This window comes from Vibrio sp. LB10LO1, from assembly GCF_010092875.1.
In the GTDB taxonomy this organism is placed as follows: Bacteria; Pseudomonadota; Gammaproteobacteria; order Enterobacterales; family Vibrionaceae; genus Vibrio; species Vibrio campbellii.
In genome coordinates this window covers 67,491-79,670 of the sequence record NZ_JAADJW010000004.1, presented here as the reverse complement: position 1 = coordinate 79,670, position 12,180 = coordinate 67,491, and the positions used below count along the sequence as shown (strand labels likewise).

General features: G+C 43.4%; 9 protein-coding genes. 4 read left to right on the top strand and 5 right to left on the bottom strand.

The window, feature by feature from the left end; translation table 11 throughout:
- Positions 1-12 precede the first annotated feature (12 nt).
- Complete coding sequence (mpaA, locus tag GXP65_RS04155) at positions 13-723, bottom strand: murein tripeptide amidase MpaA (RefSeq protein WP_346265898.1); 711 nt, start codon at positions 721-723, stop codon at positions 13-15.
- A gap of 187 nt (positions 724-910) precedes the next feature.
- Here mpaA and GXP65_RS04150 point away from each other — a divergent pair, with 187 nt between their 5' ends.
- Entirely contained in the window at positions 911-2,536 is a 1,626-nt protein-coding gene (locus GXP65_RS04150; RefSeq protein WP_162092093.1) for an ABC transporter substrate-binding protein, read from the top strand.
- A gap of 64 nt (positions 2,537-2,600) precedes the next feature.
- Here the strand turns inward: GXP65_RS04150 and GXP65_RS04145 are convergent, their stop codons facing one another.
- Positions 2,601-3,185, bottom strand: coding sequence for a flavodoxin family protein (locus GXP65_RS04145; protein WP_162092092.1), 585 nt, complete (start codon positions 3,183-3,185; stop codon positions 2,601-2,603).
- Between the two features lie 729 nt (positions 3,186-3,914).
- Here GXP65_RS04145 and GXP65_RS04140 point away from each other — a divergent pair.
- The 3 genes from GXP65_RS04140 to GXP65_RS04130 all read left to right on the top strand — a co-directional run bounded on the left by GXP65_RS04140 (position 3,915) and on the right by GXP65_RS04130 (position 7,095).
- The gene (locus GXP65_RS04140; protein WP_162092091.1) at positions 3,915-4,544 is read left to right on the top strand and encodes a hypothetical protein; all 630 of its coding nucleotides are present in this window, start codon (positions 3,915-3,917) and stop codon (positions 4,542-4,544) included.
- Positions 4,545-6,158: 1,614 nt separating this feature from the next.
- Entirely contained in the window at positions 6,159-6,587 is a 429-nt protein-coding gene (locus GXP65_RS04135; RefSeq protein ID WP_162092090.1) for a hypothetical protein, read from the top strand.
- A 58-nt stretch (positions 6,588-6,645) separates the two neighbouring features.
- The gene (locus GXP65_RS04130) at positions 6,646-7,095 is read left to right on the top strand and encodes a hypothetical protein (RefSeq protein ID WP_162092089.1); all 450 of its coding nucleotides are present in this window, start codon (positions 6,646-6,648) and stop codon (positions 7,093-7,095) included.
- Positions 7,096-7,150: 55 nt separating this feature from the next.
- Here the strand turns inward: GXP65_RS04130 and GXP65_RS04125 are convergent, their stop codons facing one another.
- The 3 genes from GXP65_RS04125 to GXP65_RS04115 all read right to left on the bottom strand — a co-directional run bounded on the left by GXP65_RS04125 (position 7,151) and on the right by GXP65_RS04115 (position 12,180).
- Entirely contained in the window at positions 7,151-7,738 is a 588-nt protein-coding gene (locus tag GXP65_RS04125; protein WP_162092179.1) for a mechanosensitive ion channel family protein, read from the bottom strand.
- A 397-nt stretch (positions 7,739-8,135) separates the two neighbouring features.
- Positions 8,136-10,250, bottom strand: a complete 2,115-nt coding sequence (locus GXP65_RS04120) for a type I secretion system permease/ATPase (RefSeq protein ID WP_005428951.1) — start codon at positions 10,248-10,250, stop codon at positions 8,136-8,138.
- A 16-nt stretch (positions 10,251-10,266) separates the two neighbouring features.
- Positions 10,267-12,180, bottom strand: coding sequence for a LapD/MoxY N-terminal periplasmic domain-containing protein (locus GXP65_RS04115; protein ID WP_162092088.1), 1,914 nt, complete (start codon positions 12,178-12,180; stop codon positions 10,267-10,269).

Sequence of the window (12,180 nt, the reverse complement as noted above, 5' to 3'; positions counted from 1 at the left end):
TATAGTTAGAAATTAAAGATCTGGATCGTGCTGCAACAAAGCAATAAACGCATCGAGATGCTTTTCGATCGTGAGATCCGCCGAGATCGGGGGCAATTCTACCGTAATACAAGGTAGTTGGCGTTCATTGCACCAAGTACCGAAAGACCCCGGCGTTTCGTAATCAACATCGTCAACGATAGGTAGATTGAATTGCTTGCCGAGCCATTTGGCCAAATCAGAATGAGCAGGGTCGTCGACAAACGCTAATGGCTCATGAAACGAGACCACAAATTTTGGCTTGCGCAGTTCAATCAACCTAATTAGTGCGTCAACTTCTGGCTCTAGCTGTTCTTTGTTGCCTGTTTTTACTTTCACGTCTCGAACCGGTGTATGCGAGCTCCAACGATAGACCGTGCCGTGTTCTGTCCAATTCTGTGTAGGAAACGCACGGTTTAGATCGACTTGATTGGCGTTGGCTCGTGTACCCAGTTGGTTTGCATCTGGGTTCATCGATAAAATCACATCATGCTTCAGACACTCCGCTGGCAAGCTTCTTAACGCGCACGACAATCCGGCGATTGAGGCTGTCTCATCGCCGTGTGTCCCCGCGAGAATAAGGCCTCGTGAGTTACTTTCTACTTGTGCTGGGAAGTACAACAACGGCGCGCCCAGTACCGATTTTCCATATGATGTTGGCGTAATTAAAAATGCCGCTCTTTCCGTTCTTGGAATTAGACTCACCGTAATCTCCTGATTGTTCGAGTAGTATCTATTCATCACTCAAGCTATATATAACTCATGTTACAGCCGTTGAACTTAGCATCTTGAGATTACTCGGATATAAACTGAACACTTAAAGTTCGTCAATGCTTGTATGATGAATTGTGGTACTTGCTTCAAAAGACGTGTTAGGAGAACGAAAAACGATATGGATTTTAAAAAGCATTCAACAGCGTTGCTGGTTTCCTCTTTATTGACCCCATTTTTATCCGCTTCAGCTTTAGCTGATTCTTTACCTGATGGTGTGCAACTCGCACCAGAACAACACTTAGTACGAGCAAACGATGCAGAAGCGGCGACGCTAGACCCTGCAAAAGCCGAAGGCTTACCAGAGATGCACGTGATTCGTGATTTGTTTGAGGGATTAGTCATTCAAGACCGCGATGGCAATATCGTTCCTGGTGTTGCGGAATCTTGGCAAACCGAAGACAACCAAACCTTTGTGTTCCAGCTGCGTAAAGACGCCAAATGGTCGAACGGTGATCCTGTGACAGCGGATGATTTTGTCTATTCACTGCGTCGTGCAGTAGACCCGAAAACCGCTTCTCCCAATGTTTGGTATCTCAAACTTACTAAGATCAAAAACATCGCCGACGTAGCAGAAGGTAAAAAGCCACTGGATGATCTTGGTATCACCGCCGTCGATAAACATACTCTACGCTTCGAACTTGATAGCAAGGTGCCGTACTTTGTTGCAATGACAGGCCACACCTCGATGATGCCGGTACACAAAGCAACGGTTGAGAACAGCGAAAAGCCGTGGAGTGACCCACAGCAGTTTGTTGGCAACGGTGCATTTGTTCTGGATAAATGGGTGGTGAATGAACGCATTGAACTGAAAAAGAACCCAAACTACTGGGATAGCGCGGATACTCATCTCACTGGAGTGACATACATTCCATTTGAGAACCAAAACGCATCGATCAATCGCTATGCGGTGGGCGAAGTGGACATTACCTCAGATGTACCAACCCACATGGCGCAAAAGCTGAAGAAAGATTACGAGCAAGCGTATACCGCGGTTCCGCTACTCTGTACTTACTACTACGCGTTTAACACAACACGTCCTCCGTTCGATGATGAGCGAGTTCGTAAAGCTGTGTCTTATTCGATGATGCGTGATGTGATCACGAATGGTGTCACGCAAGTGGGTAACCTGCCTGCTTATACGTTCGCACACCAATACACCGCCGGCTTTGATGCGACTCAGCCAGAATACAGCACATGGACGCAGAAACAGCGTGATGAAAAGGCGCGTGAGCTGCTGAAAGAAGCAGGATACGGTGATGGTAAGTCTCTGGATTTCAAATTGCTGTACAACACCAGTGAATCGAACAAGGCCATAGCAGTGGCGATTGCTTCCATGTTGAAGAACAACTTGGGCGCGAAAGTCGAATTAGAAAACCAAGAGTGGAAATCTTATCTCGTTGCCCGTAAGCAAGGGGACTTCGATGTGATGCGTGCTTCTTGGTGTGGAGATTACAACGAAGCATCCACCTTCTTGAGTCTACTGCGCTCTGGTTCATCAGGTAACTTTGCGCGTTACAGCAGTGAAGCTTACGACAAGGCGATGAACAGTGCATTGGCCGCAACGGATGAGAAAGCGCGCCAAGGTTTCTATGACCAAGCCGAGCAATTGTTGGCGGCAGATATGCCAATCGCACCGATTTACTACTACATGCAAGCGCGTTTGGTTCGTCCTACGGTTGGCGGTTTTGCCAAGAACAACGTAGAGGGTCGCATTTACTCGAAAGACCTCTACATCAAGAAGTAGCGCTCAACATAAGCGATAAATAAGAAGCCCCCGAAGATGTATCTAGCGGGGCTTCTTTTTATTGCTAGCGAGTGGAGAGCTTATTCACGAGAATGGCGATTCGTTTGCCAAGATACTCCGCTGTTGCAACATCTGAGGCATGCAACTGGCCGCAATCATCACCTTGAGCAACAATGCCACCTTGCACCCCGTAGCGATTCAGATTCTGCTCGCCAGAATTGCTGATCTTATCCAATCCGACCCACATCATACCGTGCTGACTAGCTAGCGTTTGCAGGTATTGCAACGTCATTGACTGATCGCCATTCATTGCCCCACCACTGGTAAAGCCAGCCGCGATTTTGCCCGCCCATTTTTGGTAATACCAAGATTCACTGCTTGCATCGGCAAATGCTTTAAACTGCGCTGCTACGCCGCCCATATAGGTCGGTGAGCCAAAGATAATCGCATCGCACTCAGCAAGTTCATTCATTAGGCTAGGGTTCACAAAACGTCCCTCAATAATCTCACTGCCTTCAATTCGGTGAGAGAGGATTTCACATTCACCTTGCTGCTGAATGTCTTGTTGTTCAACGCCAGCGGCAATCGCGCGAGCAAGCTGACCAGTAACGTCGGTTTTAGAGAAATAAATAATCGCAATTTTAGACACAATGGTTCCTTTTTCATTGTTGATTTTGAATCGTGCGAATAAGGCTAAAACCTCAAGCTTGGTTGAGGTCAAGAGATGGTTTGAAATGAGTTAACTAAATGTTTGCTGATTGATTTAAGAGCAATGTAGTTGTTTTTGAAGTAACCGCGATCGCTAACTTATCCGCAGGGGACCTTGTTATTGAGCGGTTTGCTTTCGGGGTGGTAACCGGGAGAACATTCAAGTCCGTTTTGATTAGAGGAGAATTCTACAATGGTGTGGTAAGCGCTGCAGTTTTTAGGATGTTGAATGAGCCTATTAAAGGATTTAGTGGTGATGGTTTAGGGAATCAAAAGGATATTCGTGGTTTGCCAAGAATAGCAAGTTCACAAGTAATTGGCCCTGAAGTTTATTGGTAAGAAAGAGGTGGTGCAACGTATGAGGCAGCACAACTTACGCAATATAGTGGAGTGAGGCAATGTAATTCGGGCAGCATGGTTGTTTGTACTTTTGTTGGTTATCATAACCCTGACAAAATTGGTTCTGAAGCAGTTATTGATATTCCTGGTTTAAGTGAATCGGCTGAAGTGTTAAGCTTCACATCTGAAGTTACGAATAATAATAGAATTAGAGTGATCACAAAGTTAGTAGTTGAAAGTAACGGAATCTATGAGGCTATAAATAACATATCTAAGCTAGATGATTTAATTAATTACTGTAAATCAGAATGCAATAACAGGGAGTTTAATTTTGAGCATAAATAGAAAGGTTTTTTGGATTCTTACTATTCTATTTAGTAGGTTTTCATATAGTAATGATCTTTATCTGGATATTTTTAGTGAAGTCCTCAACACTACAAGCTATGATGTATACGATAACCTTGAAGAAATAAAGTATAAAGATGAGTGTAGTTATCACTATATTAAAGGAATGTTTTATTATCGAGGTATCGTTTTTGAACAAAAACTCGATAAGGCTTTATTAAACTTGAAGGTTGCTGGGGATTGCGGTAATAAATACGCCATAAGACAGCTTGTGGCACATTTCTCAGAGGAGAAGTTTTTTTCTGAAGATAGTTTGACGCATTGGTATAAGAAAGGAGATGAATATAACGACCCAATAACTTCAGCAAATTATGCTTATTTTCTATACTATAATAAAGAAAATTATGATCACGATGAAGTTATTAGGTTATTGGAAAAAATTCTGGAGTACAAAAATGCTGCCCCAGCTTTTCCTCTATATATAATGAGCCAGGTGTACTTAAAAGAAAATAATGAATGTAAGGCTATGAAATATTTGATTAAGTCTATAGAGAATGGTGGAGTCGGGTATATAGATGAGTATATCTCCTTGAAAAAGAAGAACACATGTAAGTGATGTTTTTATTGCTGAAGTATTGGTGCTAGCTCTCGTAGCATAAAGGATAGAGTTCAACGATGTAGCGTTGGTATGTCGTGTATAAAAGCGTTAAAGGAATATCTTAAAAAGGATGAGTAGATGATCGTTTTATCGAGGGTCGTATCACTGTTTCTACTATTGATGTTGGTAGTTATGCTGCACACCGAGCTTTCAATTAGCGACGGTAATACCAATCTTTATGCTTTCATTCCTTTTGCACTAGTTTACTTATTACCTTTGTTCCCTAATTCGATTCTGGTCAAAATTAAAGTAATAATCATAATGGCTTTCGTGGTCTCTGTGGTGCTGTGTTTCGGTGTTTGGTTAACGTTCCCTGCAACAAGGGGAGCTGTCATCGGTTACTTTTTCGTAATTAACATACCAATATTTTTGACCCTTTATCAGAGGGTGAAAGCGGAATAAAAATAGCTGATGTATACCCGTGATCATGTTGGTGAGTTCGGTAGCGGTTTGTTTGGATGCCTAAGTGGCAGCGTGATATCTATTACGAAGATAAAGAGAGAAGCGAATAAACATGGTTATAATTTCTAGAGTTTTTGCGGGACTATTTCTCATAATGATAACCATTATGATGGTAAAGTTTTATTCATATGGTTATCAACTACCAATATGGATACCGTTATACCTGTATGTAACACTTTCTCTTCCGTTATTAAATAATCTGACGATATATAAAATTCGGCACTTTATATTTTTTGTTTTTGTTGTCTCTATATTTTCCCATGCTTACATATGGTTTAACCTGCCTGGGTTAGCTACTTTAGCCGTTAAGCATTTTTGCGTTATTAATCTCCCTTTGTTTGGTTTACTGATTTACCGAGTTCGAAATGATGAGAAGATTAGTGTTAGTAAATAGCTTGATTTGGTTGATTTTTACTTAGTACAAAGTAAAGCAATCTTTCCTCTTCTTGGGTATCAGTTCTATGAGCATTAGAGGGGTACAAATGGCTTAAAGGATGGAAATTTTATTTTGATCTATCGAGCAGTTTTCATAGTGAAAGAAGAAGTTCGTGACTTTACGGGTACCTCTTATGCTCAATAAGAGATAATATTTGTTCAAATAATACTGGAGACCAAACTTTGAACATTTTGTCTAACGTGTTTTTCTCTATGCGACAGTTAATGGAAGAGCGAGGTCAATCAGATCCAGACTTGAATGCTAGATTGCTTTTCTCAATCTTTTTTGCTCCCACTGCTTTGATATGCTTTAGATAAAAATAACAGATAAACAGGTTGTTATAGCTAGGGTTATTCATGACGATTTTTTTCTTTGCTTGCGCCATCTCTATTTTCTGCATGTATTTAAGGTTCTCCAAGAAGAAGCTTCCTCTAGTTAAAGTGGCGCTATTGGTTTCGGCAATGTGTCATGTTTTTATCATGAAAGAATACAGTGGTGACCTTCAGCTTATGCGTTCTTTCTCTTCACTGTTTTTTGCCATTAATTTTGGTTTGTTTGTGACCACCAAGTGATATCAAAAGACGATTTAGTATAAGTTTTTTCGGGAAAATAATTAGTATTCCACCTCTAATTTAGCTGATGGCGTTGGTAAAATAAAACAATCGGAGAATATAATGAATACAACAGTAAGACTTTTGAAAATAGGTACTCTCTTTACGCTTTTCAGCATATTTTTAGTTTGGCTATTTTGTACAACACCTGATACTAGTACATTTAAGACTGTAAACTTGAGCTTGGATGAGGTGCTTTGTGCTGATTCTAGGGGATGGAGAAATGGGACAAAAGTTGCGATAATTAAAGATAAAAAAAACAATCTACAATATTATGCAGATAGCCTATCACCACGGATGTGCAGGTGGTTACAAACACAACTTTTAAGCACAACAACATTAGTTGCTTCCGGTGCCTATGATGCAAGTTATGATCAGGGAAAAAATATTGAGTTACAACAGATATATTTAGGAAAAGAAATGATCTATCAAGATCAATATACAACCGAAGCAGGATTTTGTAAGTATATCCCTTTAGTAGCATGTATATGAATTAGTGTATTACAGAAATGTTGGTGCTAGCTCTGTCGCTGAAAGGAGCAGAAAAAACTTGGGAAAGAAAATAATAAAATTAGATCGTTGGCACGTATCTTTTATCATCTTTGTTTTGTTTACATTGTGGTATGGCTATGTGCCGCCTGAGCGCGTTGAGTATTTGACAGAATCATTTGAAATTGGTCGCGTCACTTGTGAATACAACACTCGCTCTGGCTCATATATCGAAATCCTCGATGCAAGAAAGGACAGAGCTCAACGATATAATGCTGGCATGTCAGTTGATAAATGCAACGATCTAAAAACAACGCTCAAGGCATACCAGCAAATTGAAGTCGAGACGAGAATACTTGATGATGATTCAATCTTAGAAGACTATCTAATAGAAAGAAGGCCTATTTTTTATCTCTATCTCGGTAAACGTAAAATCAAGCTGGAAACGAAGATAGAAAGTGATAGAGATCTCTGTAACTACTTTCCATTCCGGCTATGTGGCTCCGATTAAACTGGCTAATTTATCTAAGTAAAAAGCCAATGTAGATACATCGGTTGTTTATGGGCTATTTCTTTCTGCGGGTATAAATGCGTGAGGCGGTTTTTGGCTCCTCAAGCTTGGTTTTCTCTTTTGCCAGTTTGAGTACCGCTTTTTGTAGCATCAAGTTGTTTGGGTAAGTGATTAGGTTGCCGTTGTCGTGCTTGATCAGCACATGGAACATGCGGATTTCCTGAATCTCACCACTGATGTCTTCGTCTTTATCCACGACTTTAATTCGATCACTGACGCGGTATGGGAAGACAAAGAAGATCAGAAAGCTTGCTGTGATGTTACTTAGAATCGACCACTGTGCGATGAAAGCCACACCCAATACCGCAAAGATAGACGATAGGAAGAGTGACACATCGCCGTAGCCAATACCGGTTACGATGGCGAAAAGCGAAGCAAACAAAAACAAGAACGCGACGTTGAAGCAGCGCTGAATAAAGCTCAAGCGTGCTTTGTTTACGCCTTTAGCTTCTGCCAAATTTAGGATCGCACGGTTGGCGATTTTCTTTAGCAAGCGATAAGCGATCAGAATGATGACGCCCATCAACACTTTATAACCGATAGAGCCAGCCGTGAAATACTGACTGATTTGCTCTAAATGCATCCAATGATTCATTTCTTCAACTCGAGAATATTAAGAAGGCGCGAGTTATAGCCGATTTTGGCTCGCAAGTAATTAACTATTTTCAATGCAGAGCACGATTATTGCTGAACGAATTTTGACCTATATCTCAGTTCCGAATTGAGAGGGAATGAACCCTGATATCTGGTGTGTCGGCAGCTGCTAATCTAGATCAGTAGCTTGTTGATGTTACGTACAGAGAGGGGGGATGCAATGGAAGAAGATGAAAGGGCCATCATGGGGTTAGTGGCTATTGTTGGTTTTGTGCTGCTTTGGATATTCCTCGAAGAGTTTGGTTACTTTGGTTTATTAACCCTCTATAAATAAGCCCCGTAAAACTCTGGGTTCGACGGGGCTTTGATTTTCTGCTTATGCGGTTTTAGCTTACGGCGCGAACCTTACCTTGCTTCAAGTCATTCAGCACTTGTGCTTTCGGACCATCAGCAATCACGCTGCCTTTCTCCATCACAATCACGCGATCAACAATATCGAGCATTGAGGTTTTGTGCGTAATCAAAATCAGCGTTTCACTTGGTTTTAACTGCGCTAATTGATGCTTGATGTGCATCTCTGAACGGTTATCCATTGCACTGGTTGGTTCATCCATTAAGAGCACAGGAGGGCGACCCAAGAACGCTCTTGCAATGGTCACAGCTTGACGTTGACCACCAGACAACATGCCGCCACCTTCGCCCACTTGGCGCTCTAGACCCGCAGGATCTGATTGAGTGAAGGTGGTCACGCCCGCACGGTTGGCGGCGTCTAATACATCGCGATCATCGGTGAGCGGGCGACCTAGGGTAATGTTGTCGCGAATAGAACCGAAGAACAGATTCGAATCTTGCGGTACGCAGCCGATATTGCGTCGTACATCCACGTGGTGAAGTTGTTCGATGTCAGTGTCATCAATACGCACGTGACCTTCTGTCGGCTTGTACAGACCCATTATCAAGCGTTCTAGCGTGGTTTTACCCGAACCAATACGACCGATGATTGCGACTTTTTCACCTGGATTAATCGTTAGGCTTAAATCACGAATCGATGCCACTGGCGCATCTGGGTAATGGAAGGTCACACGGTCAATCTCAATCTTACCTTGTACGATAGGACGGTGAATGTAGCGTTTGCCTTCTTCTTGCTCGTCTGGCATTTCCATCACTTGGTTGATGATGGTCATTGAAGATTTCGCTTGGTTGTATCGAGTTGAAAGCAAAGAAAGCTGAACCATAGGACCAATCGCTCGACCACTCAGCATGGTTGCAGCAATCAAACCACCCATGGTTAGGTCACCATTGGCAATTAAGTACACGCCTAGAATGATCATGCCGACGTTACTACTTTGCTGCACAAAGCCCGCTGCGTTTTGAATACTGTCGGTGATACGACGGCTCTTGATGTTCCAGTTTGCCATGTGCGCAACGGCTTCTTCCCAACGGTATTGGAATTGGCTTTGTGCACTTAGCATTTTCACCGTTTCTAAGCCAGATAAGCTCTCAATCAAGTTGGCGTATTTCTGTGAAGCAAGGCGAGAACCTTCTTCAATCGAGCGGCGAAGTGGACCTTGAATCAGCGCCGAGTGAATCATCAGAATTACCACACCAATCATTGGTACGTAAACCAGATCGCCCGCCATCAGCCAGATGATGACTAGGAACAAAATTGCGAAAGGTAAGTCAATTAGCGCACTTACCGTGGCCGAGGTGAAGAACTCACGAATGGATTCGAACTCTTGCAAGTGTCGAGCAAAAGCACCCACTGAAGGTGGCTTGGACTCCATTCGGATACCCATCACTTTGCTAAACAGCTTGGAGGAAATCAGGATGTCGGATTTTTTACCCGCAACGTCGATGAAGTAGTTACGCAGCGATTTGAGTAAGAAGTCGAACAGGAACACCACGAAGATACCGCTCGCCAACACCCATAAAGTCTCAAACGCGAGGTTTGGTACTACCTTGTCGTACACCAAGCGAGTGAACATTGGTGCCGCAATGGCAAAGATGTTGATGAGGAGAGAAGCGATAAGTACATCGCGGTAGATGCGTTTCGATTGCCACAATGTTGACCAGAACCAGTGACCTTCTTTGGTTTTGAGCACTTCGGGAGAGCGCTCGTCATAACGGAATTGCTTTTTAACTAAAAAGTAGCGACCAGTGTACTGCTCAAGTAGGTCTTCTAGCGGAATGGAGATAGGCACCATTCCGCTTTCTAGGGTGGTGATTTCAGCTTCTTGTTTCTCAACATCGATGCTATTGAGAACGCAAGAATCGCCACCCTTGAGAAGTAAGATAGCCGGCAGAATCAGGCTCGAGATCTTGTCTAATTCTGCACGGTTTTCCTTGGCAACCAATCCGGCCCTTTCCGCCGCTCGTGGTAGCAGAAACGGAGTGAGCTTGCCATCAGAGAGCGGAAGGCCGTTAATCAGTGCTTCCGGTGAGTTGGCTAGCCCGAAGTATCGGCTAACGTAAATGAGCGAATTCAGTAAAGGGTCTTTCATCCTTGGTGTACCTTCGTTATTCCTTGTCGACAATGAAGCCTTGGAAGACTTCAACAAAATGCTCGGTTAGGAAATCCAACTGAATCTGTGTTTCAACACGCGATGCAATCGTCGTAATACCCAAGTTATGAGCGGTACGAGAAATCGATGTCAGCGTGAACTTTTGTTTCTCGTCGTGCAAGTTGTGGGTGAACAGATAATCCAGTTTTACGTAATTCGGGCGGAATTCCTGAATGTACTCAAGTGACTGGAAGTTACGGCCGTAGTTATCAACACCGAACTCCGCACCCGCTTGACGAATCGCATTACACAACAGAGCCGTGTGGTGCGGATGGTCAATGAAACACGCTTCTGGAAGCTCAAAGTGCAACATAGGAGCCACTTTTGAGTGCTTCTCTAGCATGCTAGTGGTCCAACGAATGAACGATGGTTGAGACAAGCTACTTTGGGCAATGTTGATGGCTACTGGCTCTTTTAGCTCGCCACTTTCAAGCATCTTGATCATCGACTCGATGACGTATTGGTCGAAGATGTTGGTTGCTTCTAACTGTTCAAGAGCAAACAAGTATTGGTTCGCACGGTAGGTTTCACCATCTTTTTCGATGCTTGAGAACACCTCATTGTGGAACACTTTACCCCAAGTGTTCTTCGCAGACTGGAAGCGGAATTTAATCCAGTCGCTGTGAATCGCTTCTTCAACCAGCGCTTTCCATTGCTGTTTACCCATTAGGTTCGAGGTGTTTTCACCACCCACGAAGCCGTAAGCTTTATCTGGCTGCGCTTTGGCTTTTGATAGAGCGTTATCCACCATCGATAGCACTTCTGTACGTGTTTTCTGATCTTTACTGTGCGCGACACCCAGTGACGCTTTTGGTTTCGCCATGCCAGTAGGATCGGTATTAAGGCCATTCACACAGTTGACGATGCTGTCTGCGAGAATGCGCAACTCGCTCTCATCCATGTGCGGGAATAGTAGACCAAATTCGTCGCTAGACAGACGAGCAATGGTTGCTCCCGGTACATCGATGGTGTTCTTGAGACGTTGAGATAACTCTTTCACGTGGGCATCGGCGCGTTGGTAATCTTTGGTCTCGTAAATGTCACCAATGTACTCAGCATGGAGTAGCGCGATACCCCCTTGCGTTTGCTCTGCCAGCCATTGATCAACTTGGTTGATGTAGAACGAGCGGTTACCCAGTTTGGAGATTGGATCTAGGTAAGCTTGAGCACGCAGACGCTGCGCCTCTTTTGCCTGTTCTTTAAATGACAGTTCGATTTGTGCCGACATCGAGTTGATGCCGTCGACGACTGCAATCAAATCTTTGGTTTTTGGACGAGCCAGTGGGTCGCCAAATTGGTTGTTAGCAATCTCGTGCATTTTCTTCACGATGGCCGCTAAAGGTTTGAGTGAGCGACGTAGGATGTAAGAAATTGCTAAAAGGCCTGCTAGGAAGATAACGCCAAACGCAGTCAGCAGGCGAACAAAGCCTTGCCATAGCTGTTCGTATGCTGCACCTGGATGGCTGATGATTTCCACTTCTGCAAGCTGCATCCAACCGCTGGTTACCACGCGTTTGTCGTGAATAGCTTTGAACAGATTTAAATCGATAAACCATTGCGGCACACTTGTCGGTTTAACCGGGTATGAACGTACGATTTGGTAATCGGAATCTAACGCGGTGAGACGTACGACAGAATAAGTACTGCCGTCGAACAACGCATTAATCACGGATTCAACGGCGACCTTATCTTTGTCTTTTAGATACGGTGCCAGTGCCAAACCAACGGTGTTAATGGTGTTGTTGACCTCTGAACGTTGCTGCTGCTCCAAGCTGTCTCGAGTAGTGTTGAACTGGATTACGAATACTGATGCCATCAAAAGTAAAAAGACCGTAACCATTCCCACTACAAGCTTATTATATAGGGTCAT